Here is a 23,862-nt window from a genome sequence, read left to right on the forward strand (position 1 = left end):
GGATCCGCTACCCCGCAATCGCCTTCCAGATCATGTTGAGCCCGACCAACGTCAGGAACGCCGCGAACGCCAGCTTCAGCGTCCGCTGTTGCAGCTTGTGCGCCAGCGCCGCGCCCCATGGCGCGCACAGGGCCGCCGTCAGCCCGATCAGCACCAGCGCCACGATATTGATATAGCCAAGGCTCAGTGGTGGGCGTCCCTCGACGCTCCAGCCCGAGATGATGAAGCCGAGCGTGCCCGACAGCGCGATGAACACCCCGATCGCCGCGCCGGTGCCCACGGCCTTGTGCATCGAGGCGCCGAAGGCGTGGATGGTCGGGACGCTCAGCGAGCCGCCCCCTACTCCCATCAGCGCTGAGATGTAGCCGACCACTGCTGCCGAGATCCGATGCGTCAGAGCCGAGTCCCTGAGATGCCCCATCAACCGCTCCTGGAAGGGCAAGACGATATTGGCGGCGATGAACAGCGCCACCACGCCGAACACGATTCGCAGGACGTCGCCGGTATAGAGGCCGGCCATCAGCCCGCCGACGAAGGTGGCAACCACCACCACCGGCGCCCAGAGCTTGAGAATGCGACGGTCCACCGCGCCGCGCTTGTCGTGCGCCCGGGCACTGGCGATGCCGGTTGGGATGATGATGGCGAGCGAAGTGCCGACCGCAACGTGCTGCACCACATCGCTGTCATAGCCGAGCAGCGCCAGGGCCGAGGCCAGCGCCGGCACGATGATGGCGCCGCCACCGATTCCCAGCAGCCCGGCCGCGATACCGGAAATCACGCCGGTGGCGAGCAGCCCGAGGACAAATGGCCAGTAGCTCAGAAGGTCGCCCAAGATCGACTCCAGCGATGGGAAGTTCAACGGGATCGCACGAAACAGGGCGGCAACCCTAGGCTGTCGCCGCCGAATCCGTCCATTGCTCGCAAGGGCGCAGCGGCCCAACTGGCGCCACGATTGGCCGGTCCTGTCGCGGTACGGAACCGCACGCGCATAACGGGCGTTCGGCAATTGATGGGGCTAATTCGCATCGCAGCAGGTTTCCCGGACGTTCAGGTTCGGTTCAGCAGGTCTGCGTCACTTCTCGAACAACTGACTCCAAAACAAGGATAAAACCCATGCGCTTTCGAAACTGGCTCCTAACCGGCACCAGTCTCGCCGTTCTCGCATTGGTGCCGGGCGCCGCGCGCGCGCAGCAGGCCGAGTATGAGGCCCTGCAGCAGGCGCAGGCTTCCGGCGACGCAGACGCGATCAATAATGCGCGGCAGGCGCTGACCGACACCTGCATCGTGAACGGCTATTCCAGTGTCGAGGAATGCATCGCGGCCATCACCGGTGGCGGCCAGCCAGCGGCTGACCCACAGGCCGATGCGGATGCCCAGGCGGCTGAGGAAGCTCGCGCCGCCGAAGAGGCAAAGGCCGCAGAGGAAGCAGCGGCAGCCGCCGCGCAGGCCGAGGCGGACGCCAAGGCGGCCGAGGAGGCCAAGGCTGCTGAAGAAGCAGCAGCCGCAGCAGCACAGGCCGAGGCTGACGCCAAGGCCGCTGAGGAAGCCAAGGCTGCCGAAGAGGCCGCCGCCGCGGCGGCACAGGCCGAGGCCGACGCCAAGGCCGCTGAAGATGCAAAGGCAGCTGAAGCCGCAGCTGCCGCTGCGGCACAGGCTGAGGCCGACGCCAAGGCAGCCGAGGATGCCAAGGCCGCTGAAGCCGCAGCCGCAGCAGCAGCGCAGGCTGAGGCCGACGCCAAGGCCGCTGAGGATGCCAAGGCTGCTGAAGACGCAGCCGCCGCGGCCGCACAGGCCGAGGCCGATGCCAAGGCTGCCGAGGACGCCAAGGCCTCCGAGGATGCACAGGCCCAGTTCGTGGCCGACCTGCAGGCGGCGCTCGACCAGTACCAGGCGGCCCTCAACCAGGCCGCTGCCGGCGACTATGCCGGCGCCAAGCCCATCGCCGATGCCGCCGCGGCGCGCATCCAGGAGCTCTGCACCGCCAACGGCTATCAGGACATCAAGTCCTGCATCGGCCAGGATCTGCCCCCGCTGCCCGAGCCCCCGGCCGAGCAGCCCGCGGCTGAACAGCCCGCCGAACAGCCGCCAGCTGAGCAGCCGGCCGAGCAGCCTGCGGCCGAACAGCCCGCCGAACAGCCGGCAGCGGAGCAGCCCGCAGAGCAGCCTGCAGTCGAGCAGCCTGCCGAACAGCCGGCAGCCGAACAGCCCGCAGAGGCCGGCCCGGCCGACAAGCCGGCCGACGCCAACGCCACTGATCCGGTCGCCGCGGCGCAGGACCAGTTGGGCGTTGCGGTCGAGCTCTACAATGTCGGCATCGGCCAGCTCGAGGCCGGCGACGCCTCCGGCCAGTCGACCATCGACGCTGCCAACAAGCAGTTCGCCGATATCTGCGCCGCGCTTGGCGTTGCCGATGTGGCCCAGTGCCTCACGCAGTATGGCATCACCCTGCCCCCGGTTCCCGAGGTGCAACCGGCGGCGGAAACCACCCCGCCGATCTCCGAGCTGCCCGGCGCCCAGGAAGCGGTAACCCCGCAGGCCGTCGAAGTGCTGCCTGAAACCGTCGCTCCCGAGGAAGCCGCGCCGGTGCTCGACAGCGCCAAGGACTTCGCCACCCAGGTGGTCGATGGCCAGGCGCCGGCCGAACAGCCGGCTGCTGCCGAAGAACCGGCCGCTCCGCCGCCGACCGACGACAAGGCCGCTCAGGCCGACATCGCGCCGGTCGAGGTTCAGTCGCTGGCCAAGATGGAAGGCGAGAAGATCGCCGTCGACGCCCTGCCGATGGTGGAGGTGCCGCAGAACGTCACCATCATCAACAATGTCACCAACGTGACGAACGTGACCAACATCACGAACAACACGACCAACGTGACGAACAACAACAACACCGTCATCAACAATAACGGTGGCGGCGGCCAGGGTGGCGGCAAGCCCGGCAACAACTTCACCAACTCGGGCTTTATCTTCCAGATCGGCGTCAACCTGGTGATCTCGAACCCGGCCCAGGATTTCGACCGCATCCGCGACAGCGATGAGGACGAGGTCTACTACGAACGCCTGCCGGGCGGCCGCGTGAAGGAGACCATCGAGCGCCCGAACGGCGTGCAGATCGTCACCATCCGCGACAGATGGGGCAACGTGCTGAAGCGTTCGCGCATCATGCCGGACGGCCGCGAGTACATCCTCGCCTACCAGGACGAGGACGATTTCGAGCAGGATGACGACTACTTCGGCAACTGGCGTGACCCCGGCGACGACCTGCCTCCGCTGCGTCTGACCATCCCGATCCGTGACTACATCCTCGATGCCGGCGACGCCGACGAGGAAGAGGTCGAGCTCTTCTTCCGTGAACCGCCGGTGGAGCAGGTCCGCAAGATCTACACCATTGAGGAAGTGAAGCGTTCGGCTCGTATACGTGACTCGGTGCGTCGCGTCGAAGTCGGTGGGCTGACCTTCGACTCGGGTGCGGCGACCATCGCCCGCAGCCAGGTCGGCGCGCTCAGCAAGGTCGCCAACGCCATGCTGGCGATCCTCGAGGACAACCCGGGCGAGACCTTCCTGATCGAAGGCCACACCGACGCCGTCGGTGGTGACCAGGCCAACCTGATCCTCTCGGACCAGCGCGCCTCGACCGTCGCCCGCATCCTGACCGACTTCTACGACGTGCCGCCCGAGAACCTGGTTACCCAAGGATATGGCGAGCGCTACCTCAAGGTGAAGACCGAGAAGGCCGAAAAGCTCAATCGCCGCGTCTCGATCAAGCGCATCACCTCGCTGATCACGGTTGCCGACAAGCGCAACTGAGGCGGACAAGTGAACTGACAAACGGGCCGGGGAGCGATCCCCGGCCCGTTTGGTTTTCCCCGACCCCGATCCGTCGACAAGCCGGTGCGGGAAACGTACCCCCACCCCTGTCCCTTCCCCACAAGGGGTCCTCCCCCCTTGCGGGGGAGGGACAGGGTGGGGGGTATCTTGGAACTCGATCCATCCTCGCTCACGCCGCTCCCACTGCGTCATCCCTGCCCCTTGCCTCCCCCCGAAAATTCGCTATCCCTCGTTCGCACCATCCTTGCCGGAGCCAGTATGCCCAAGCGTCTTGAACTCGTCATCGAAGCGGTGATTCTCGCCTCGCGCTGGCTGCTGGTGCTGTTCTATCTCGGGCTGGCGGTGGCGCTGGCAGTGTATGCGGCGACCTTCGGGGTGAAGCTCTGGGACTTCATCAGTCACGTCTTCACCATCGACGAAGCCGACGCCATCCTGAAGATGCTGGCCCTGATCGACGCCGCGCTGGTGGCGAGTCTGGTGGTCATGGTGATCATCTCGGGCTACGAGAATTACGTCTCGCGCTTCGACGACGGCGATGCCGTGCACTGGCTGGGCGAGATCGACGCCGGCTCGCTCAAGATCAAGGTGGCCTCGACCATCGTCGCCATCTCCTCGATCCACCTGCTGCAGGTGTTCCTGAACGTATCGAGCTACACCGCCGACAAGCTGATGTGGTTTACCCTGATCCACCTCGCCTTCGTCGTCTCGGCGCTGTTCCTCGCCTTCATCGATCGCGTCTCGGCCCAGACCAAATCGATCGGCAAGACGAACCGCGGCGACGAAAAAGCACTGAAATCGGCAGAAAGCTGAGCGGTCCGCGCCAGCTTTTCTTCATCTCCCGGAGCAAAATACCGATAAACGTCAGCGGGTTACGACGTGGCGCTGAATCAATTCCGCAATTGATCAAGTTTGCGGGAACAATTCCCGCGGCTCCCGAGTTATTGCCGCCATACGGTACTCAAACAAAGGAGCTTGATCATGGCTGTCCCCGAACGCGATACCGTTTACTCGAGCGACGACAACCGCACCGTCTACACCCGTGAGTCGAGCGCGACTGGCTGGTTCGTAGGCATCATCGTTGCCCTTGCGTTGCTCGCCATTGGCTACCTGGTCTTCTCGGCCAACTCCGGCCCGTCGACCACCTCGACGACCGTGAACAACACCCCGGCGGTTGAAGCTCCGGCCACTCCGGCCCCGGCTCCGATGACCGAGGCTCCGGCCACGGGCACTGAGGCCACGCCGATGGCTCCGGCTACCGAGCCGGCTACCCCTGCCCCTGCTGACGCCGCTCCGGCGACTGAAGCTCCGGCGGCCCCCGCGACCGAGGCTCCGGCCCCGGCGACAGAGGCCCCGGCCGCTCAGTAAGCTCGGCTAACCAACAGAGCTTGCGCTTCGGACACTCCCCCGAAGCTCCCTCAACCCCGGCAGGTCCCCTGCCGGGGTATTTCTTTGCGCAGACGCCAAGCCCTTTCGCCGTTCAAGTGAAACGTCTACAGCCGCTTCACCGGCTGCCTGAGAATGGTCTTCAGCTTCTGAGGCGCCACCTTGCGCGGATCGCTGAGATAGATCTCGTGGTGGTGGCCGGTTTCCTTGAGCCCGTTTGCCGGCAAGAATTCCTGGTGCAGCCGGGCAAGCGTCGGCGCCTCGTCGTCGTAACTGCCGATATGCAGCGTCTGCACCGACAGCCCCTCGTGATAGGTCTCGAGTCTCAGGCTCGCCGGTGGCGCGCCAAGCTTCTTGCTCGCCTTGTCCACGGCCCTCACGAACAGTGCCGACGTCACGAAATCAGGCTGCAGGATCATGATGGTCCACTGCCAGTCGCTCTTCTTGCGGGTGAGAAAGGTCGACATGTCGTCGGCCCACCACAATGCCTCCAGCGGCCCGACGACATAGTCGCGACCCAGTTCGGCCTTCGCCGCGAACTTCATCGCGTAGCTCACCGAATAGAGCCAGGCGACACCTGTCTTGTAGGCCTCCGCGGTGTTGGGATCGCCCGCCCCATCCATCTGCAGATAATGCAGCGGCGGCACCTCGACGATCTCGAACTTGCCCTTGGGCGGGTTGTAGAGCGCCTTGTGATGCTTCTTCAGGTCGAGCTTTTCCATTTTACGCCTTGAGCTGGGGCGGCACGATCAGCGTCGTTTCCTTGGGCGACGACAAGACGATGAGCGTCTCGGTGCGCTGCACCCCGGGCACTTCCTTCACCACCTGGGCGAAGAACCCCTCGAGATCACGCGTCGTCCTGAGCCGCACCTTCATCAGGTAGTTCCACGACCCCGTGACGTGATGCGCCTCGAGCACCTCCGGCGACCTGGCGATGGCGGCGAGGAACAGCTTCTCGGTAGCCGGATCGCTCCAGCCGACGAACACGTAGGCGAGCAGGTCCAGCCCCACTTTCTCGGGATCGACATGCGCATGGAAACCGCTGATCACGCCCAGCTTGATCAGCCGGCGGATCCGGTCGTTGAGGGTGGAGGGCGCGACGCCGAGCGCCTTGCCCAGCTCTGCCACCGGCACGCGGTCGTCTTCCTGCAGAAGGGCCAGCAGCCTGTGATCGATATCGTCGAGACCGCTCGCCATCGGCTCTTGGCCCTCCCCAACTGAACGCCGCCTCAACCTACCCGCGGAGGGGAGAAAGGCAACCATCGGCCCTGCGCGAACTTGTCATCCTTGCGCCGCCCGGCGGCGCTACCTAACTCCCGTTGGGAAACACAAAAATCGGGAGAAAGCCATGTTCAACATCGACGGTATCATCAAGGCCCTGCAGACGGACCCCAACGCCCAGCGTACCGCGATGACGGGCGCCGCCGGGCTCGCCGCGGGCATGCTGCTCTCGGGCGGCGGGCTGGGCAAGCTCGTCGGCAACGTGGCCAAAGTGGGCGCGGTCGCGGCGGTGGGCGGTCTCGCCTACTCCGCCTGGCAGACCTACCAGAAGAATCAGCAGCAGGCAGGCGCCGCCTCGGATGGCGCTCCCGCCCCAACGCAGGATGCCTTCGTGCCGCCGCCGCAGGCCGCCTACCAGAGCGAAGAGCTGGGCAAGACCCTGGTGCGGGCCATGATCGCCGCGGCCAAGGCCGACGGCCAGATCGACGCCGAGGAGAAGGACCGCATCTTCAAGCGCCTCGAGACGATGCCCCTCTCGCCCGAGGAAAAGGCATTCGTCTTTGACGAACTGGCGAGCCCGCTCGATATCGATGCCGTCGTCGCGCGCGCCGACACCCCCGAGCACGCCTCGGAAATCTACGCCGCGTCGCTCGTCGCCATGCACCCCGACACACCTGCCGAGCGCACCTATCTCGAGGCGCTGGCCTTCAAGCTGAAGCTGCCCACCGGCCTCGTCGCCGAGATTCACCGCCAGGCCGGGCATACCCCACCGGCTCCGGTCTCCTCCTCGGCCGCGTCCTACGTGCCAACCAGCAGCGTCTGAGTTACAAGGCTGTGCGTTCTTGCGCGGCCCGAAACGCACAGCCATGTAGAGCGCATCAGGAAGAGCCTGTCTCCGCAAACGCGGGATCGCAGACTTTTCAGGTTCGAAAGCGCCAAACAATCAAAAATCTTGAGCGCTTCGACGTTTCAATGAAACGGTGAAGCGCTGCAGGGGCGCACCACACGAGGATTGCGCCATGGAAATCGGTCTCTATTCTTTCGCCGAGAACACTCCCGATCCGCTGAACGGCGGCCACCTGCAGTCGCCGGCCGAGCGGCTCAAGGATCTGCTCGAGGAGATCAAGCTTGCCGACGAGGTCGGGCTTGATTTCTACGGGCTGGGCGAACACCACCGTCCCGATTTCGTCGCCTCGGCTCCGGTGACCATCCTGGCGGCCGCAGCCGCCATTACCAAGCGTATCCGCCTCTCGACCGCCGTAACCGTGCTGAGCTCGGACGATCCGATCCGCGTCTGGCAGCAGTTCGCGACGCTCGACCTGCTCTCCAACGGCCGTGCCGAGATCATGGCCGGCCGCGGCTCGTTCATCGAAAGCTTCCCGCTGTTCGGCTACGAGCTCGACGACTACGACACGCTGTTCGAGGAAAAGCTCGCCGAACTCCTGAAGATCCGCGAAGGCGGCAAGGTGCAGTGGGAGGGCTCAGAGCACACCAGGCCGATCCCCGGCATCGCCATCTACCCCAAGCCCGTGCAGGACCCGCTGCCGCTCTGGATCGCCGTCGGCGGCACGCCGAACTCGGTCGCCCGCGCTGCCTATTACGGGCTGCCTTTGATGCTCGCCATCATCGGCGGCAACCCCGAGGCGTTCACCCAGTTCACCGAGCTCTACCGCCGCACTGCCGAAAAGGTCGGCCACGACCTGGCAAAGCTCCCCATCGGCATCTCCTCGCACGGCTTCATCGCCGAGAACTCGCAGGACGCGCTGGACACCGCCTTCCCCGCCCACCACGAAGCCATGAGCCGCATCGGCCGCGAGCGTGGCTGGCCGCCGACCACCCGCGCGCAGTTCGAAGCCGGCGCCAGCCCGTCCGGCGCCTACTTCATGGGCTCGCCACAGCAGGTCATCGACAAGATCCTGATGCAGCACGAGTGGTTCAAGCACGATCGTTTCGGCCTGCAGCTGAGCGTCGGCACCCTGCCCCACGCCAAGGTCATGAAGGCCATCGAACTCTTCGGAACTGTGGTAAAGCCGGCAGTTAACAAGGCGCTGGGCGGCTAGCTGTAGACAGAACAACAGTCTTGCGGCATGTCACAGCGATGACAACTCCGCCTCAAGTCCCCATCTACTACATCAACCTGGCTTCTCGGCCGGATCGCCGCGCCTTCATGGAAGAGCAGTTCGACCAGCTAGGCATCGTGGCCACGCGTGTCGATGCGGTGACGATGGACGAAGTTCCAGCCGAACTCGTTGCCTACCACGCCAGCCCGGATAGCATGTGGCGCAGCAATCCCGGCGACCTGGCGTGCGGCCTCAGCCACCAGCGCATGTGGTCACTGATCGCCGGCGCCGGGCATCGTGAGGTCATGATCCTCGAAGACGACGCGGTGCTGACGCCGGCTTTCCTGGATTTCCTGGCGCCGGGTGTACTCGAGCGCGTCGGTGCCGACCTGATCAAGCTGGAAACCACCCGCGAGAGCATCCAGCTCGGGACGCCTTGCGTGCAGGTCGGTGGCACCACCCTGCGCGAACTGTGCTCGTCGCACATGGGCTCGGCAGCGTACCTGATCAGCCTCGACGCGGTGCTGAAGTCCCTCAATTCCCCGCTGCGGCGCGAAGTCAGCGTCGATCGCCTGCTGTTCGGCCGTGGCGGCGCGCACTTGTTGCGCAGCCGCATCCTGCAGGCGTCGCCGAGCCCGAGCATCCAGCTCAACCGCGTCGACGAGATGGTGAGCGCCGCCTCCAGCGATATCCACGTCACCAGGATGGCAGCTCCCTCTCGAAAATACCTGCGCGACGTGGCCGGGCGGACACAGTTGCAGCTCGATCACGTTGCCCGCCTCCTTCGCCTGGCGCGGCGTGATCCCCAGGCGGCCTTCAGCCGCCGCGTGACCGTTCCATTCGCCGGAGATCCGTCGGAGCGAGAGCGCGCCTCGGCGTGACGCCTGCGGACCAGGAGGCAAGATGCTGCCCGTCTTCTTCATAAACATGGGGTCGCGCCCGGATCGATTGCTGCATGTCGAGCGTCAGCTGAGCACCTGCGGGCTCGCCGGAACGCGCGTTGAAGCCGTGACGCCGCGGGATTTCCCGCCCGAACTGAAACGCCAACGCGAGCACAGCACGCCCTCACTCGCCGACGGCGAACTTGCCTGCAGCCTCAGCCATCGCAAGATCTGGCGTCTCATGCTCGATCACGCGATACCGGCAGCGCTGATCCTCGAGGATGACGTCGTGCTGGCAAGCGATATCGGGACCGTCCTCAGCGATCCGTATCTGCTCGATCACGATACAGATGCCATTCAGCTGGAAGCCCATGCCACGGCGGCGCTGGTCGGACGACCGAGGCAAACGGCCCTTGCCGGCGTGACGCTCAACCGCCTGATGTCATCAAGCCTGGGCTCGGCCGCCTATGTAATGACCAGCCGCCTCGCCGCCAGACTGCTGGTGCGCGGCGACCTCGACGCCGTGCCGCTGGACAGCCTGCTGTTCGGCCGTCAAGGCGGCGTCTTCTACGAGGCTCGCATCCTCCAGGCCGTCCCGGCCCTTGCCATCCAGCTCGATCACACCGCTGCGGGGCGACAAGAGGCGGGGCGCAGCGACTTGACGCCCCAGCGCGCATCCTCGCGCCATGCAGGGAGGTCTCGGCCGCTTGCCGCGCGTCTTGCGCGGGCTGCCAGGCACTGGGGCAACCACCTGCGCGTCGTTACCACCTTCGGCATCAGCGGCGACTTGTGGGGCGCCCGGCACCTGCGCCTGCCGGTGACGCCCGACCTGCAAAGCCTGCTCTAGACTAGGTCTGGACATCTGCGATCGATCTGGGGCATCTCGATACGGATGCAGACCATCCCCGTCTACTACATCAACCTGGCCTCCCGTCCGGATCGCCGGGCATTCATGGAGCGACAATTCGCTGAGCTTGGCATCGCTGCCGAGCGCATCGAGGCGGTGCGCATGGACGAAGTGCCGCGCCGCCTCGTCGAGTGGCATGGCACGACGCACAGCCTGTGGCGGCTGGCCGAGGGCGACCTCGCCTGCGGGCTCAGCCACCAGCGCAGCTGGGAACGCTTGCTGCAGAGCGGCGCACCCGCGGCCCTGGTCCTCGAAGATGATGTGCAGATCGCCGCCCCGGTGCGCGATTTTCTCGATCCGGACCTGCCCGAGCGGCTGGGGGCCGACCTGCTGAAGCTCGAGACGTTCCACAGCCCGGTGAAGCTGGGCAGCGCAGCGCAGCGCGTCGGCACCAGCGATCTGCGCGAACTGTGCTCCTCGCAGATGGGGGGCGCTGCCTACATCCTCACCCGCGGCGCGGCTCGGCACTCGTTGGCCAGTCCGCTGCGTAATCAGATGGGGATCGACCGCTTCCTGTTCGGACGCGGCGGCTATCACCTGCTGCGCAGCCGCGTGCTGCAGGCCGTTCCCAGCCCCTGCATCCAGCTCGACAAGCTCGACGCCGCCGATCGTGTCGGCGAGAGCAATATCGCGGTCACCCGGGTGCCCTCCCCCGCTCGCCCGGCGCGCGACCTGACCGCCGTGCTCGGCTTGCACCTCGATCATATCGCGCGCCTCGCACGGCTGGCGGGCCGCGACCTCCCCGCGCTGCGCGGACCCCGCGTCGTCGTTCCCTTCGCCGGCGCGTCGACGCCCAGATGACCGAGTTTCCCGCCGGCCAGATCCCGGCCTACTACATCAATCTGGGCACCCGCCTCGATCGTCGCCGGTTCATGGAAGAGCAGTTCACGCGGCTCGGCATCGTGGCCGATCGGGTGGACGCAGTGACCATTGCCGATGTGGGCGAAGCGCGCATGGTTCCGCACGCCGACCCACGCAATCCATGGGCGATGACAAAGGTCGAAGTGGCCTGCGTCATGAGCCACGAGAAGGCCTGGCGCCGTATGCTCGACGCCGGCCATGGGTTCGCCCTGATCCTCGAGGACGACGCCGTCATGGGCGACGGCCTGAAGGCGTTTCTGGACCCCGCCTTCACGAGCGGCCTGCGACCCGATCTGGTGAAACTCGAGACGATGTACGAACGCGTGCGGCTCGGCCGCGCGCTGCGCACTGTCGCTGGCCGCTTCGGCGTGCACCAGTTGCTGGCGTCGCATATGGGAGCCGCCGCCTACATCATCTCGGCAAGCATGGCGCGGCGCGCCCTCGCCGATCCGAGGCTGCCGCACATGTCGGTGGATCGGTACCTGTTCTCGCGCGGTGGTCCGGTCATTCCGCACCGCGGACTCTTTCAGGTCGATCCTGCGCCGGTGGTGCAACTGGAGCACTATCGGGGCGACAAGCCCGCCGACGCCGAGCGGAGCGACCTCAAGCGGGATCGTGACGGCCACGCCGCAATGCCCAGGCCGCTGGGGCATCGCTGGCGCGATTCCCTCGGCCGGGTGGGTTACACCCTGCGGCTCATCGCTCACATCCTGCCCGATGCCGAGGCGCGCCGGCAGAAGCGGCGGGAAGTGCCTTACGAGGGCGACGTCTAGGTCCTTTCACCGTCCGAGTGAACGCGAAAGATCCAGGTTATTGATTTTGTCGCGCTTTCGATCCTCGGATCAGGTCCGAGGAGGAAAGTCTGCAACTTTTCCCGAAGCGCTCGAGTCCCTACTTGCCGCTGCGCCTGATGCTCTTGATCTGCAGCGGCGGCAGGCCGGATTTCTCGGCAATGGCCTGATCCTGCTCCATGATGGCGGTGCGGGCCGCCTCATCGCCATCGAGGCCGCCGAGCAGGCTCGCATCCACCTTGCGGTTGGAACGCTGGCTGCCGTCCTCATAGACGATGTCGAACAGCACAAACTCGGTGCGGGCGGTTGGCTTCTTTGCCATCTTCTGGGAGCTCCTTTTGGCGGCGCAATTCAGCGCTCGCGGCAATCTCTTGGGGGTAACGTATGAGCGCCCCGGAGGTGCGACCGCATCCCCAGGGCGCCATTGTTGTTTGCGTAGCAGCCGTTACGGGCGGTAGATGCCGTCGCCCTGTTCGTCGATGATCTGCCGGCCCTTGGCGAGCGCGAAGCTGACCACGTCCTCCTTGGACGAGAAGCGGTCGGCGCGCACGAACTTGTAGCTCTTGAGCTCGCCGTCGATCTCTTTTTCGATCAGCCCGGCGAGCTGGTACTCGCTCCCCACCGGCATGATCAGCGACTTCACGGTGAAGCCCTTGTAGGCCTCCTCCGCCACCACCGCCGGCTCGATCGACTTGCCCGCCGACCCGCTGCCACCACCACCGAAGAGGTTCTTCCAGAACGACATGGGTTCGCCCTCTCCTAGTTGTCGAGGAAGCTGCGGAGCTTCCGGCTGCGGCTCGGGTGCTTCAGCTTACGCAGTGCCTTGGCCTCGATCTGGCGGATACGCTCGCGCGTCACGCTGAACTGCTGGCCCACTTCCTCGAGCGTGTGGTCGGTGTTCATGCCGATGCCGAAGCGCATGCGCAGCACGCGTTCCTCGCGCGGCGTCAGCGACGCCAGCACGCGCGTCGTGGTCTCACGCAGGTTCGACTGGATCGCCGCATCGATCGGCTGGATGGCGTTCACATCCGGGATGAAATCGCCGAGGTTCGAATCCTCTTCGTCGCCGATCGGCGTCTCCAGGCTGATCGGCTCCTTGGCGATCTTCAGGACCTTGCGGACCTTGTCGAGCGGCATCTGCAGCTTTTCGCTCAGCTCTTCCGGGGTCGGCTCGCGGCCGATCTCGTGCAGCATCTGGCGCGAGGTACGGACGATCTTGTTGATCGTCTCGATCATGTGCACCGGAATACGGATGGTGCGGGCCTGATCGGCGATCGAACGGGTGATCGCCTGGCGGATCCACCACGTCGCATAGGTCGAGAACTTGTAGCCACGGCGATACTCGAACTTATCGACCGCCTTCATCAGGCCGATATTGCCTTCCTGGATCAGATCGAGGAACTGCAGGCCGCGGTTGGTGTATTTCTTGGCGATCGAGATCACCAGGCGAAGGTTGGCTTCCACCATCTCCTTCTTGGCGATCGCCGCTTCGCGCTCGCCCTTCTGCACCTTGTGGACGATCCGGCGGTACTCGGCGATATCGAGGCCGGTTTCCGTCGCAAGCGTCTGGATGTCGCCGCGCAGCTCGTTCGCCGTATCGGCCTCGCGCTTGGCGAATTCCGCCCAGCCCTTGCCCGACAGCGTCGCGACGGTTTCGATCCAGTTCTGGTCGAGCTCGCTGCCGTAATAGGCCTCGAGGAAGTTCTCACGCTTGACGCCATAGCTCTCGGCGAGGCGCAGCAGGCGCCCCTCGAGACGCACCAGGCGCTTGTTGATGTCGTAGAGCTGCTCGACCAGGCTTTCGATACGGCTCTGGTTCAGCGACAGTGACTTCACGTCGGTGATCACTTCGGAGCGCAGGCCCTCGAGCTTCTTCAAGTCTGCAGCGGTCGCCGGGGCGTTGCCCGCCATGCGGTCCTCGGCATGCCGGTCCTGCATCTTGCGCATCTTGCCATAGGCTTCGGCGATGCGGTCGAAGGTCTCGACCACCTGCGGCTTCAGCTCGGCTTCCATCGCCGAAAGCGACAGCGAGTTCTCGAAGTCGTCGTCTTCTTCCTCGACCGGATCCTGCGGCGCCTGCGGCTCGTCGGGAACGTAGTCGTCCTCGTCGTCGCCCGAAGCGGCGCGCGGCGCCGGCTTCTTGGCGGCGGCCTTGGGCTCCTCCTTGACCGAGGCCGGACGCTCGATCTCGGACGGCATCACCGGGGCGGCCTGCTTGGCGTCGGGGCCGGCATAGGTGGCCTCGAGGTCGATAATGTCGCGCAGCAGAATTTCGGCGTTAGCCAGCTGGTCGCGCCAGATAATGATGGCCTGGAAGGTCAGCGGGCTCTCGCACAGGCCCTCGATCATGGTCTCGCGACCGGCCTCGATGCGCTTGGCGATGGCGATTTCGCCCTCGCGGCTGAGCAGTTCCACCGAGCCCATTTCGCGCAGATACATGCGCACCGGATCATCGGTGCGATCGCTGCCTTCGCGGGTGTTGGACTTGGAGGCGACGGCGGTGCCGGTCCGTTCGGCGAGCTCGGTCGATTCCTCTTCCGGGGTATCGGGCTCGGCCTCTTCGACCTCGTCCTCGTCGACGACGTTGATGCCCATATCGGAGAACATCGCCATGATGTCCTCGATCTGCTCGGAGTTGACCTCCTCCGAGGGCAGAACGGCATTCAGTTCTTCATAGGTGACGTAACCGCGCTTCTTGGCGGTCTTGATCAGCTTCTTTACTGCGGCATCGGATAGGTCGAGCAGCGGGCTGTCGGGCGCTTCTGCCCCACCGGCTGCGCCGGCAACTTCCGGCTTCTCTGCGTCTTTGGTCTTGGTCTGGGTCGCTGCCTTGGTGGCCATCTAGCTTGCTGCTCCGGGTGCCCGATCGGGAGGGCGCCGATAGTCGTTAAGTGGTCACGGCTTGAGACATCGTAAAGGGACGGGCTGGCGCGACGGTTTCCGATATGCCGTCACTTGTTCGTCACCGGTGCTGATTCGCCCATAAGCGAAATCGCGCGTACCCGTAGCCTTAACTAAAAGCTCCGTGTCGCGCGCCCCGATAACGAACCAAACCCTTCGATCAATGCCTCTGTGCCATCGACGGTGGTGATCTGGTTCTGGATGTCCCGCAGCCGTTCGAATGTTTCCTCGCTCGGGTCGTCGCCCAGCGCCAATTCGGCTGCCTTCAGCGCCTTATTTAGCTCAACGGATTTGTAATGCAAGGCCAGGGCATGACGTAATCCGATCTCGGCGTCCGGATCGGCGATTTCCGCCCCGCTTTGCCAAACCCCTTGGCGGGCCAGCAAATCCCGCATTTTGTCGAGCTGTTCGCCGAAGCCGCGGGCTCCAAGTGCGGCATTCAGCGCCTCGGCGCTGATGTCGTGATCCCTAGTCACCAGGTCGAGCATGGTGCCCAACAGGTTCCGCGAGGTCGGCGAGCTGAGCTCCAGCGATGCAAGTGATTCGAGCCGGCTGTCCGCCAGCGCCGGATGATTCACCAGCGTCACGAGGATCGCCGCCTCGCGCGGCGTGGCGTCCACCGCCCTGCCCGGCTTCAACAGGCGCGAGTTCCTCAGCGTATCGGACACCACTACCCGCGGGCTGCCCCGGCTGCCGACCGGGCTGGCGTTGCCGCCGCGCGAATTGCGCCGGTCGAAGCCGCCACGCTGTCCGCCGCCATCGCGTCGCTCCCAGCGCTGGTTGCGCACCGGTGCGAAGAACGCCTGGAGCTTTTCGTCGAAGGCCTGCATGTAGTGCCGCTTCACCGAGGCCTCGCCGATGGCGTTGGCCCGTGCGCGCAGACGCGCCTCGAGCGCTGCCCGCGCTTCGGGTGTCTCCGGCACGATGCCGCCGGTCTCGATGCTCCAGATCACGTCCGACAGCGAGCGTGCCCGGTCGATCACGTCGGCGAAGGCGCCGCGACCCTGCGCCTTGATCAGGTCGTCGGGGTCCTGCCCCTCGGGCAGCGTGGCGATCCGCACCGTTCGCCCCGGCTGGAGGTGCGGAAGGACGATCTCGGTCGCCCGCGCCGCCGCGCGCTGGCCGGCGCCATCGCCGTCGAAGCACAGCACCGGCTCGTCGCTCATCCGCCACAAGAGCTGCAGGTGCTCTTCGGTCAACGCCGTGCCGAGCGGCGCCACCGTGCCCTCGAAACCTGCCGTCACCGCCGCGATCACATCGAGATAGCCCTCGACCACGATCACTGTCTTGCCGGAGCGCGCTGCCTCGCGGGCGGTCTGGCCGTTATAGAGCGTCATCCGCTTCTTGAAGAGCTCGGTCTCGGGCGAGTTGAGATACTTGGCCGGCACGTCCGCCGACATCGCTCGCCCGCCAAAGGCGATGACCTTGCCGCGCAGGTCGGTGATCGGAAACATCACCCGGTTACGGAACCGGTCATAGGGCAGCGGGGAGTCCTCGCGCACCACCACCAGCCCGGCATCCACCATCTCCTGGGCCGAGACACCGTTGGCGGCGAGGTGCTCTTTCAATCCGTTGGCGCTGTCGGGCGAATAGCCGAGCCGGAATTTCGTCTGCGCCGCCGCGCTCACCCCACGCTCATTGAGATAGCCGCGGGCCCGCGCCCCGATATTGTGGCTCAGCGCCGCCTCGAAATACTGGGTGGCGACTTCCATCACGTCGTAAAGCGAGCGCCGGCTTTCCTGCCGCGCCTCGTCGCGCTCGTCGCGCGCCGGCATCGGCACCCCGGCCATCCCGGCGAGCTTTTCCACCGCCTCGGGAAAACTCATCCCGGCCTTCTCGGTCAGGAAGCGGAAGTGATCCCCCGATACCCCGCAGCCGAAGCAATGGTAGATGCCGCGCCGGTCATCGGCATGAAAACTCGGGCTCTTTTCGCCGTGGAAGGGGCAGCAGGCCCACATGTCGCCGCGCTGCGGCTGGCTCTTGCGCTTGTCCCAGATGACGTGCTCGCCCACCACCTGCGAGATCGGCAGGCGCTGCCGGATCTCATCGAGGAAGCCGTCGGAAAAGCGCATGGGCGATAAGTAGGCGTTTCCATCCTTCGCCGCCACTCCGGTGAATGCAATCTCCGCTGTCCGCTACGCAACCCTCGGTAACCGGACGTCGTTTGGGTGTGGATGACACAGATGACAGCAAGCCGCGCAACAGCTGAGAGCAACTGGTTCGGGCGCTGGCGCGCCATCGTTCTGGCAACGCTGCGATCGTTCTTCTTCGAGCGCGACAACGCTCCACGTTGTGCGGCTGTCGCCTTCTTCGGCTTCCTGTCGTTCTTTCCCGCCATTGCCACGGTGGCGCTGATCTACGGCATTGTCGCCAACCGCCAGATGGTCGCCGACACCATCGAGGGCGTCGGCGATGTCGTCCCGCAGATGGCCCAGGGGATCATTGCCGAGCAGTTGAACATGCTGGCCAGTCAGCCGCCGGTGGCGCTGGGCCTGGGGCTGCTGGTCACCGTGCCCTTCGCATTATGGAGCGGCTCGCGCGGGGTCGATTCCCTGCTCTATGCCATGTCGCGCGTTCGCAATGAGACGGCCCGCCGCGGCTTCTTCACATCGCTGGCCTACGCGGTTGGGCTCAGTATCGGCGGCGCCATCTTCGTCGCTCTCGCCTTGCTCGCGCTGGCCGGCCTGCCAGCCCTGATCCCGTGGCCCTCGGGCGAGGAAGTCATCGCGCTGGCGCTGCGCTGGCCCGTACTGCTGCTGCTCAGTATCCTCGTTCTTGCCGCACTCTACCGCTGGGGCCCCGACCGCCACCCGCGCAAGTTCAGTCATATCTGGCCCGGCGCCATCCTGGCCTCGCTGCTCTGGCTGCTCGCCGGGGCGATCTTCTCGATCTATGTCGAGAACTGGGGCAACTATGAAGCCACCTTCGGCTCGGTTTCCGCCGCAGTGGTGCTGCTGCTGTGGTTGTACAATTCCGCCCAGATCCTGGTGCTCGGGGCTGCCTTCAACACCGAGATCGAACGCGCCGCGGGCGAGCGGGATGCGGTCACCCCGGCTCCCCGATCCCAGCAGCGCCCGCGCTGATCCTGTCAACGTCGGCAGTCAAGCGACCTTCACGTCGATGCTCCTCAGTTGCCAGGCGATGTAGAGCTGGAACAACCCGTAGAGGATCATCAGCACGCCGACGATGCTCACCAGCACGAGCGCGCTGCTCAGCGGCATCACCAGCAGCAGCACGCCGAACAGCAGGTAGGCTGAGGCGCTGAGCACCTCCGGCCAGAACGTCCCCTGCCGCAGCAACGCCCGACCGACGACGGCGACATAGAGCGCGAACGCCCCGATCAGGATCATCATGATCCCGACCAGGATCACCAGCGTCGAGATGCCGATCGCCGCCGCCATCGCCGGGAACGCCACGATCAGAATGCCGGCGAGAATCGCGAGGATATGGCGGGCGATGGCGACGCCGAGCCGCGAGCTGGTGCGGCCGCCGAACAGCAGCCCCCACAGCCCCAGCGCTCCATCGATGATGACGATCACGCCACCGACCCACACCAGGGTCGCCAGCGCCAGCTGCGGCGAGATCAATGCGAAAATTCCGCCTGCCAGCATCAATACGCCGCGCACGCCTGCGAAAATGCTCGGCCAGGGTAAGGCGCTATCGGTAGCCATTCTTCCCTCCTCAGCTCACGGACTTGGTGCCCGCGGGATCACCCGCCGATTTGAACATCCGCCACGCCAGCCCGAACAGGCCGATCGCGAAGATGATGGCGAGGATGCCCGCCAGCGTCACGAACACCAGGGCGCTGAACACTGGCCAGAACAGCAGCGCGATGCCGAACAGCACGTAGAGCGCCCCCGACAGTAGCACCGGCCAGATCCGCGCATATTGCTCGCGCTCCCGGATGATTACCCAAATCTCCATGACGCCGACGAAGATCGACTGGAACGCGACGAGATAGACGAGAAGCGTCGCTGTCAGCAAAGTCGCAAGGAACGGCGACAGCAGGATCAGCACGCCGGTAATGATGGCCAGCACGTTGCGCACCACGTCAAACCAGAAGTTTCCGGTCTTGGCACCACCGAAGGTCAGGCTCCACAGCCCGAGCACGCCATCCGCCAGCAACAATGCACCGCCGGCGATCACCAGTATCGCCAAGGCCTGCGCCGGGAAGAACACTGCATAGAGCCCCGCCAGCAACATCAGCAGGCCTCTCAGCCCGGTGATCCACGCCCAGCGTTTCCTCGTGTCACTTGATACAGCCATCGGTCCGCCTCCAATGTTGTTGCCTCATCGAAGGTTAGCTGTTTTTGCCGCCCCGCCAAGCCTTGTATCGGGGTTAGGCACCGCTGCTTATCCGGCTTGCTTCCTGTGGCGCGGCATGGTCTGACCCGCCCCGGATACTTTGAGGATAGTCATGCCGATCGCCATTTACGCCCTGGCGCTGGCTGCGTTCGCAGTCGGCTCGGCCGAGTTCGTCATCTCCGGCATCCTGCCGCCGCTGGCCGAGGATCTGGCGGTGACCATTCCGGTCGCAGGCCTGCTGGTCAGCGCCTATGCCATCGGCGTCGCCGTCGGCGGGCCGGTGCTGACCGTCTTCACCTCGCGCTTCTCGCAACGCAACGTGCTGATCAGCCTGATGATCGTGTTTTCGCTCGCCCAGGTCCTGTGCGCCATCGCCCCCGACTACGGCCTGCTGTTGGCGGCGCGGCTGCTCTCGGCCTGCGCCCACGGCGTGTTCTTCGGCGCCGGCAACGTCGTCGTCGTCGGCCTCGTGCCACCCGAGCGCCGCGGCGCCGCCTTCTCGCTGTTCATCTCCGGCATCACCGTCGCCAATCTCCTCGGCCTGCCCGGTGGCAGCGCCATCGGGCTCCACTTCGGCTGGCGCGTCCCCTTCCTCGCCGTCGCAGCGCTCGGCGCCATTGCCGCGATCGTGCTTTTCCTGAAGCTGCCGCGCGACAAGCGCCAGGAGGGTGACCGTCACGCCACCTTCGGCGAGCAGGCGCGCGAACTGCGCCACCAGGAGGTCTGGCTCTCCTACCTGACCATCACCTTCGTGATGATCGGCGCCCTCGCCTTCGGCACTTTCCAGGTGCCGATCATGCTCAATGTCACTCGGCTTCACCCCGACATCATCCCGATCTACCTGCTGGTCGGCGGCATCGGCTCGATGCTCGGCATCTATCTGGGCGGCCGCGGCACCGACTGGAAGCCGATGCCGACGCTGCTGACAGTGCTGCTGCTGCAGGCCCTGCTCTACTTCACCATGCTGTTCGCCATGCACGACAAGGTGTGGATGACGGTGAACCTGCTCGGCACCTCGATCCTCGGCTTCGCATTCTCCACCCCGCTGCAGGCGCGCGTCATCGCAGCCGCTCATTCGGCGCCCAACCTGGCCTCGTCGCTGATCTCGACTGCCTTCAACATCGGCATCGCCGGCGGCGCCTTCATCGGCGCCATGCTGCTCAGCGCTGGCGTCAGCTATGCCGATATCCCGGCGGTTGGCGTCGTCACCAGCCTCTGCGCGGCGGGAACCGCCAGCCTCTCCTGGTGGCTCGAGCGCCGCGGCTCCGCCGCGGCGACCAGCGAGGCCTGAGACGCAGGATATTCTTTACCATCGGCGGGCGCATTTCCCCGCCGATGGCGCCACTCCGGTACGATGCACCCACGCCCGCGTCCGACCCGATTCCCCAGTGCTCGACCAGACATCCCTGCTCATCGCCATCGGCTTTTCCGCCACCGCCCTGATGCTGACCCTGGTCATCACCTGGCTGGGTTCGCAGCGGGATTACTATTTGTTGAGCTGGGGTCTGGGCCTCGGCTTCGTGGCGCCCGGCTCAATGCTCTATGGCTGGTTCGAAACCTACGATCCGGCGGTGCAGTGCATCGCCTTTGCACTGCTGCTCGCCGGCTTTGCCTTCATTTATCTCGGCTGTACCCAGTTCTCGGCCGGCCGCACGCCGTGGCGCTCGGCGCTGGTTGCCTGGGCGGGGGCAACCACGCTCATGACAGCCCTGTTTGCCGTCGGTCTCAGTGGCGTAGGCACCATGGTGATGAACATTGCGGCAGCGGGCTTCTTCCTCGCTGCCGGCCGCGAGCATTGGGTGGCCCGTGCCAACACGCCGCTGGCCATGCTGGCGAAGTCCGCCCTCTACGGGGCCACTGCGGTGACCTTCGCGCTCTGCGCCGTGGTTCTGTTCGCCGGGGGGCAGTGGGTGCTGACCGCCCGCCCGCATAACTGGGCCGAAGACCTCAACTCGATCGCGCTGCTCGCAGCGCTCGCCGCCGCCGGCGCCGTGACCATGGCGCTGCATCAGTTCCGCATCACCGAGGCGCATCGCCGCCTGGCCATGACCGATGCGCTGACCGGCCTGCTCAACCGCCGCGCCCTGTTCAGCTTCGCCGGCGACGCGCCGGTGGCGCCGGCTACCGCCGTGATCATGCTCGATCTCGACGACTTCAAGACCATCAATGATCGTTTCGGCCACGCCATAGGCGACGAGGTGCTGGTGCGTTTCGCCGCCATCCTGTCGCGCGCCCTCGGTCCCGAGGACGTGGCTGCCCGGTTGGGCGGCGAAGAGTTCTGCCTGCTGGTGCACTCCACCAGCGCAGCCGCGGTGCACGCCCTCGCTGAGGCTATCCGGCTCGAATTCGCCGGCACCGATCCGCTGCCGGGCGATTTCGGTCCGCCCACCGTCAGCGCCGGCATCGCCATCGCCTCGCCGCGCCCGGAGACCTTCGACGCGCTGTTGCGTGCTGCCGATGAACTGCTCTATCGGGCCAAGGACGCGGGGCGCAACCGCGTCCACGGCCCGGAGCTCCGGCTCGCCGCCTAGGGCGCTCTAGCCTGCGAGGGCTGTCCTGATCTTGGCGGACGCCTTGCCGAAGTCGATACGGCCAGGGAAATCGGCCTTCAGCGAAGCCACGACCTTGCCCATGTCCTTGGCGCCAGCGGCACCGGTCTTCTTGATCGCGTCGATGATGGCGGCTTCGACCTCAGCCTCGCTCAGCCCCTGGGGCAGGAACTCGCTGAGAATGGCGATCTCTTCACGCTCGACCATCGCCAGGTCCTCACGGCCGGCCTTCTCGTAGATGCCGAGCGATTCCTCGCGCTGCTTCACCATCTTCTGCAGCAACGCCAGCACGTCCTCGTCGCCGAGCGGGCCCTTGCCCTGCCCGCGCGCGTCGATGTCCTTGTCCTTGATCGCCGCGTTCACGGCACGCAGCGTCGCGGTGCGCCGCTTGTCGCCCACCTTCAGCGCCGTCTTGTAGCCTTCGCTGATCGCTTCACGCATTCATTAGCTCCTTGGTGCAGGCGGCACGTCGGCCACCATCAACAGATTTCCGTCCGGGTCCTTGAAGGTGAAGAACACCCCGTCGGTCACCGGGCCCACCTCCGTGGCGCCGGCGGCGACCGCCTGTTCGCGAGCGGCGTGCACATCGGACGTGTTGAAGTGAAACGCCGGCTTCTTGTCATGCGGTCCGGCGAACCCCTTGCTGTCGAGCACCAGCCCGCTGCCTTCCGTCATCGGCAGCACGTGGATGTGCCCGAAGAAGATTTCGCCGCCCGGCTGCAGCCCGAGCAAGCCGCGGTACCAGTCCCTGGCTCGTTCGATGTCGCTCACCGGAACGAACACTCCACCGATCTCACGCTCGATCGCACGCACCGCGCCTGTCCCCTCTATGCCGCACCCCATATAGCGCAATAATACCCGAGCGCCACTTGCGCTTGGGCCGGGCCCCTTCTAAGGAGAGCCCTCAACCGACACCGACCCGAACCCTTGGAGCCCCGCCATGACCGGCTGGCAGCAAAAACCTGCGACCGCCCTCCTGCTGCTCGAGGACGGCACCCGCCTCGAAGGGCACGGCATCGGCGCCGTTGGCCATGCGGCAGGCGAGGTCTGCTTCAATACTGCGATGACCGGCTACCAGGAGATCCTCACCGATCCCTCCTATGCCGGGCAGATCATCACCTTCACCTTCCCGCATATCGGCAATGTCGGCACCAACGACGAGGATATCGAGACGGTCAACATGGCCGCGCTCTCGGGCATCCGCGGCTGCGTGCTGCGCGCCGACATCACCAACCCGTCGAACTACCGGGCGGTCGAAAAGCTCGATGCCTGGCTGAAAAAGCGCAACATCATCGGCATTGCCGGCGTCGATACTCGGGCGCTCACCGCCCGCATCCGTGAGAACGGCATGCCGAACGGCGTCATCGCGCACGCCCCCGACGGCTACTTCCACGAGCCTTCGATGCAGGCTGAGCTGAAGAACTTCCCCGGCCTCGAAGGGCTCGATCTCGCCCGCGAGGTCACCACCGCGCAGACCTACCACTGGGACCAGACCTCCTGGACCCGGACCGAAGGCTATGGCCGGCTCGATAACCCGGAATTCCACGTCGTCGCCATCGACTACGGCGCCAAGCGCAACATCCTGCGCCAACTCGCCGACCAGGGCGCGCGGGTAACCGTCGTTCCGGCCACCGCCACCGCCAAGGATGTGATGTCGCACAATCCCGACGCCATCTTCCTCTCCAACGGCCCGGGCGATCCGGCGGCGACCGGCAAGTATGCCGTGCCGACGATCAAGACGCTGATGGAAACCGGCAAGCCGATGTTCGGCATCTGCCTCGGCCACCAGTTGCTCGGCCTCGCCGTCGGCGGCAAGACCCAGAAGATGCATCAGGGCCACCACGGCGCGAACCACCCGGTCAAGGACCTGACCACCGGCAAGGTCGAGATCACCTCGATGAACCACGGCTTTGCCGTGGATACCGAGAGCCTCCCCGGTAACGTCAAGCAGACCCATGTCTCGCTGTTCGACGGCTCCAACGCCGGCCTCGAAGTCGAGGGTAAGCCGATCTTTTCGGTGCAGTATCACCCGGAAGCCAGCCCCGGCCCGCACGACAGCCACTACCTGTTCACTCGGTTCCTCAACCTAGTACGAGCCCAGAAGGGCATGGCGCAGGTGCCCGAGCAGGTGAAGGCCGGCGAGTAATCGCCGGGCCCAAAGAAAAAGGGGCCGCCGGTGGC

Annotated in this window: 24 protein-coding genes; 13 read left to right on the forward strand and 11 right to left on the reverse strand. The window is 65.6% G+C overall.

Annotated elements, in window-relative coordinates; all coding sequences use genetic code 11:
- Nucleotides 1–7 precede the first annotated feature (7 nt).
- Complete coding sequence (locus AC1ROK_RS14855) at nt 8–832, reverse strand: sulfite exporter TauE/SafE family protein (RefSeq protein WP_492848163.1); 825 nt, start codon at nt 830–832, stop codon at nt 8–10.
- A 281-nt stretch (nt 833–1,113) separates the two neighbouring features.
- Here AC1ROK_RS14855 and AC1ROK_RS14860 point away from each other — a divergent pair, with 281 nt between their 5' ends.
- From AC1ROK_RS14860 to AC1ROK_RS14870, 3 genes are all read left to right on the forward strand, one after another.
- Nucleotides 1,114–3,801 (forward strand): OmpA family protein, encoded by a 2,688-nt coding sequence (locus AC1ROK_RS14860; protein WP_492848165.1) that lies wholly within the window; start codon nt 1,114–1,116, stop codon nt 3,799–3,801.
- Nucleotides 3,802–4,080: 279 nt separating this feature from the next.
- Entirely contained in the window at nt 4,081–4,632 is a 552-nt protein-coding gene (locus AC1ROK_RS14865; RefSeq protein ID WP_492848167.1) for a TIGR00645 family protein, read from the forward strand.
- A 168-nt stretch (nt 4,633–4,800) separates the two neighbouring features.
- Nucleotides 4,801–5,187 (forward strand): hypothetical protein, encoded by a 387-nt coding sequence (locus tag AC1ROK_RS14870; protein ID WP_492848169.1) that lies wholly within the window; start codon nt 4,801–4,803, stop codon nt 5,185–5,187.
- A gap of 125 nt (nt 5,188–5,312) precedes the next feature.
- Here AC1ROK_RS14870 and AC1ROK_RS14875 read toward each other — a convergent pair whose 3' ends face one another.
- Nucleotides 5,313–5,927 (reverse strand): GyrI-like domain-containing protein, encoded by a 615-nt coding sequence (locus AC1ROK_RS14875; RefSeq protein ID WP_492848172.1) that lies wholly within the window; start codon nt 5,925–5,927, stop codon nt 5,313–5,315.
- 1 nt (nt 5,928) lies between these two features.
- Nucleotides 5,929–6,402, reverse strand: coding sequence for an Lrp/AsnC family transcriptional regulator (locus AC1ROK_RS14880; RefSeq protein ID WP_492848174.1), 474 nt, complete (start codon nt 6,400–6,402; stop codon nt 5,929–5,931).
- 151 nt (nt 6,403–6,553) lie between these two features.
- Here AC1ROK_RS14880 and AC1ROK_RS14885 point away from each other — a divergent pair, with 151 nt between their 5' ends.
- The 6 genes from AC1ROK_RS14885 to AC1ROK_RS14910 all read left to right on the forward strand — a co-directional run bounded on the left by AC1ROK_RS14885 (nt 6,554) and on the right by AC1ROK_RS14910 (nt 11,908).
- Entirely contained in the window at nt 6,554–7,249 is a 696-nt protein-coding gene (locus AC1ROK_RS14885) for a tellurite resistance TerB family protein (protein ID WP_492848176.1), read from the forward strand.
- A 196-nt stretch (nt 7,250–7,445) separates the two neighbouring features.
- Entirely contained in the window at nt 7,446–8,486 is a 1,041-nt protein-coding gene (locus AC1ROK_RS14890; RefSeq protein WP_492848178.1) for an LLM class flavin-dependent oxidoreductase, read from the forward strand.
- 20 nt (nt 8,487–8,506) lie between these two features.
- On the forward strand, nt 8,507–9,367 hold the full coding sequence (locus AC1ROK_RS14895; protein WP_492848180.1) for a glycosyltransferase family 25 protein: 861 nt from the start codon (nt 8,507–8,509) through the stop codon (nt 9,365–9,367).
- A gap of 22 nt (nt 9,368–9,389) precedes the next feature.
- Nucleotides 9,390–10,214 (forward strand): glycosyltransferase family 25 protein, encoded by an 825-nt coding sequence (locus AC1ROK_RS14900; protein ID WP_492848181.1) that lies wholly within the window; start codon nt 9,390–9,392, stop codon nt 10,212–10,214.
- Nucleotides 10,215–10,259: 45 nt separating this feature from the next.
- Nucleotides 10,260–11,075, forward strand: a complete 816-nt coding sequence (locus AC1ROK_RS14905; protein ID WP_492848183.1) for a glycosyltransferase family 25 protein — start codon at nt 10,260–10,262, stop codon at nt 11,073–11,075.
- Entirely contained in the window at nt 11,072–11,908 is an 837-nt protein-coding gene (locus AC1ROK_RS14910) for a glycosyltransferase family 25 protein (RefSeq protein WP_492848185.1), read from the forward strand. The genes AC1ROK_RS14905 and AC1ROK_RS14910 overlap by 4 nt, the downstream gene beginning before the upstream one ends.
- 118 nt (nt 11,909–12,026) lie before the next feature.
- Here the strand turns inward: AC1ROK_RS14910 and AC1ROK_RS14915 are convergent, their stop codons facing one another.
- From AC1ROK_RS14915 to dnaG, 4 genes are all read right to left on the reverse strand, one after another.
- Complete coding sequence (locus AC1ROK_RS14915) at nt 12,027–12,248, reverse strand: hypothetical protein (protein ID WP_492848187.1); 222 nt, start codon at nt 12,246–12,248, stop codon at nt 12,027–12,029.
- A 123-nt stretch (nt 12,249–12,371) separates the two neighbouring features.
- Nucleotides 12,372–12,671 carry an HlyU family transcriptional regulator gene (locus tag AC1ROK_RS14920; protein WP_055880403.1) on the reverse strand — a complete coding sequence of 100 codons (300 nt, stop codon included), beginning with the start codon at nt 12,669–12,671 and terminating at the stop codon, nt 12,372–12,374.
- A 14-nt stretch (nt 12,672–12,685) separates the two neighbouring features.
- A complete protein-coding gene (gene rpoD, locus AC1ROK_RS14925) occupies nt 12,686–14,767 on the reverse strand; it encodes an RNA polymerase sigma factor RpoD (protein ID WP_492848189.1) in 2,082 nt (693 codons plus the stop codon).
- A 173-nt stretch (nt 14,768–14,940) separates the two neighbouring features.
- Nucleotides 14,941–16,899, reverse strand: a complete 1,959-nt coding sequence (gene dnaG / locus AC1ROK_RS14930) for a DNA primase (RefSeq protein ID WP_492848191.1) — start codon at nt 16,897–16,899, stop codon at nt 14,941–14,943.
- 111 nt (nt 16,900–17,010) lie between these two features.
- Between dnaG and AC1ROK_RS14935 the strand changes: the two genes are divergently transcribed.
- Nucleotides 17,011–17,910, forward strand: coding sequence for a YihY/virulence factor BrkB family protein (locus AC1ROK_RS14935; protein WP_492848193.1), 900 nt, complete (start codon nt 17,011–17,013; stop codon nt 17,908–17,910).
- Between the two features lie 18 nt (nt 17,911–17,928).
- Here AC1ROK_RS14935 and AC1ROK_RS14940 read toward each other — a convergent pair whose 3' ends face one another.
- Together AC1ROK_RS14940 and AC1ROK_RS14945 are read right to left on the reverse strand one after the other, a co-directional pair.
- Entirely contained in the window at nt 17,929–18,498 is a 570-nt protein-coding gene (locus AC1ROK_RS14940) for an HdeD family acid-resistance protein (protein ID WP_492848195.1), read from the reverse strand.
- A gap of 10 nt (nt 18,499–18,508) precedes the next feature.
- Entirely contained in the window at nt 18,509–19,093 is a 585-nt protein-coding gene (locus AC1ROK_RS14945; RefSeq protein WP_492848197.1) for an HdeD family acid-resistance protein, read from the reverse strand.
- A gap of 151 nt (nt 19,094–19,244) precedes the next feature.
- Between AC1ROK_RS14945 and AC1ROK_RS14950 the strand changes: the two genes are divergently transcribed.
- A complete protein-coding gene (locus AC1ROK_RS14950; protein ID WP_492848199.1) occupies nt 19,245–20,423 on the forward strand; it encodes an MFS transporter in 1,179 nt (392 codons plus the stop codon).
- A gap of 97 nt (nt 20,424–20,520) precedes the next feature.
- A complete protein-coding gene (locus AC1ROK_RS14955; RefSeq protein ID WP_492848201.1) occupies nt 20,521–21,663 on the forward strand; it encodes a GGDEF domain-containing protein in 1,143 nt (380 codons plus the stop codon).
- A gap of 6 nt (nt 21,664–21,669) precedes the next feature.
- Here the strand turns inward: AC1ROK_RS14955 and AC1ROK_RS14960 are convergent, their stop codons facing one another.
- Nucleotides 21,670–22,122, reverse strand: coding sequence for a GatB/YqeY domain-containing protein (locus AC1ROK_RS14960; protein ID WP_492848203.1), 453 nt, complete (start codon nt 22,120–22,122; stop codon nt 21,670–21,672).
- Nucleotides 22,123–22,125: 3 nt separating this feature from the next.
- Entirely contained in the window at nt 22,126–22,494 is a 369-nt protein-coding gene (locus AC1ROK_RS14965; protein WP_492848205.1) for a VOC family protein, read from the reverse strand.
- Nucleotides 22,495–22,621: 127 nt separating this feature from the next.
- Between AC1ROK_RS14965 and carA the strand changes: the two genes are divergently transcribed.
- Nucleotides 22,622–23,827 carry a glutamine-hydrolyzing carbamoyl-phosphate synthase small subunit gene (gene carA / locus AC1ROK_RS14970; protein ID WP_492848207.1) on the forward strand — a complete coding sequence of 402 codons (1,206 nt, stop codon included), beginning with the start codon at nt 22,622–22,624 and terminating at the stop codon, nt 23,825–23,827.
- Nucleotides 23,828–23,862: the final 35 nt, after the last annotated feature.

This window comes from Devosia sp. GW821-FHT12F11 (genome assembly GCF_058806655.1).

What these genes read in the sequence shown, in the direction of transcription:
- AC1ROK_RS14875 (WP_492848172.1), bottom strand. Translation starts at nt 5,927, where the DNA reads ATGGAAAAGCTCGACCTGAAGAAGCATCACAAGGCGCTCTACAACCCG.
- AC1ROK_RS14870 (WP_492848169.1), top strand. Translation starts at nt 4,801, where the DNA reads ATGGCTGTCCCCGAACGCGATACCGTTTACTCGAGCGACGACAACCGC.
- AC1ROK_RS14940 (WP_492848195.1), bottom strand. Translation starts at nt 18,498, where the DNA reads ATGGCTACCGATAGCGCCTTACCCTGGCCGAGCATTTTCGCAGGCGTG.
- rpoD (WP_492848189.1), bottom strand. Translation starts at nt 14,767, where the DNA reads ATGGCCACCAAGGCAGCGACCCAGACCAAGACCAAAGACGCAGAGAAG.
- AC1ROK_RS14865 (WP_492848167.1), top strand. Translation starts at nt 4,081, where the DNA reads ATGCCCAAGCGTCTTGAACTCGTCATCGAAGCGGTGATTCTCGCCTCG.
- AC1ROK_RS14900 (WP_492848181.1), top strand. Translation starts at nt 9,390, where the DNA reads ATGCTGCCCGTCTTCTTCATAAACATGGGGTCGCGCCCGGATCGATTG.
- AC1ROK_RS14920 (WP_055880403.1), bottom strand. Translation starts at nt 12,671, where the DNA reads ATGTCGTTCTGGAAGAACCTCTTCGGTGGTGGTGGCAGCGGGTCGGCG.
- AC1ROK_RS14960 (WP_492848203.1), bottom strand. Translation starts at nt 22,122, where the DNA reads ATGCGTGAAGCGATCAGCGAAGGCTACAAGACGGCGCTGAAGGTGGGC.
- AC1ROK_RS14915 (WP_492848187.1), bottom strand. Translation starts at nt 12,248, where the DNA reads ATGGCAAAGAAGCCAACCGCCCGCACCGAGTTTGTGCTGTTCGACATC.
- AC1ROK_RS14910 (WP_492848185.1), top strand. Translation starts at nt 11,072, where the DNA reads ATGACCGAGTTTCCCGCCGGCCAGATCCCGGCCTACTACATCAATCTG.
- AC1ROK_RS14945 (WP_492848197.1), bottom strand. Translation starts at nt 19,093, where the DNA reads ATGGCTGTATCAAGTGACACGAGGAAACGCTGGGCGTGGATCACCGGG.
- AC1ROK_RS14950 (WP_492848199.1), top strand. Translation starts at nt 19,245, where the DNA reads ATGCCGATCGCCATTTACGCCCTGGCGCTGGCTGCGTTCGCAGTCGGC.
- AC1ROK_RS14905 (WP_492848183.1), top strand. Translation starts at nt 10,260, where the DNA reads ATGCAGACCATCCCCGTCTACTACATCAACCTGGCCTCCCGTCCGGAT.
- AC1ROK_RS14935 (WP_492848193.1), top strand. Translation starts at nt 17,011, where the DNA reads ATGACAGCAAGCCGCGCAACAGCTGAGAGCAACTGGTTCGGGCGCTGG.
- AC1ROK_RS14880 (WP_492848174.1), bottom strand. Translation starts at nt 6,402, where the DNA reads ATGGCGAGCGGTCTCGACGATATCGATCACAGGCTGCTGGCCCTTCTG.
- carA (WP_492848207.1), top strand. Translation starts at nt 22,622, where the DNA reads ATGACCGGCTGGCAGCAAAAACCTGCGACCGCCCTCCTGCTGCTCGAG.
- AC1ROK_RS14860 (WP_492848165.1), top strand. Translation starts at nt 1,114, where the DNA reads ATGCGCTTTCGAAACTGGCTCCTAACCGGCACCAGTCTCGCCGTTCTC.
- AC1ROK_RS14885 (WP_492848176.1), top strand. Translation starts at nt 6,554, where the DNA reads ATGTTCAACATCGACGGTATCATCAAGGCCCTGCAGACGGACCCCAAC.
- dnaG (WP_492848191.1), bottom strand. Translation starts at nt 16,899, where the DNA reads ATGCGCTTTTCCGACGGCTTCCTCGATGAGATCCGGCAGCGCCTGCCG.
- AC1ROK_RS14890 (WP_492848178.1), top strand. Translation starts at nt 7,446, where the DNA reads ATGGAAATCGGTCTCTATTCTTTCGCCGAGAACACTCCCGATCCGCTG.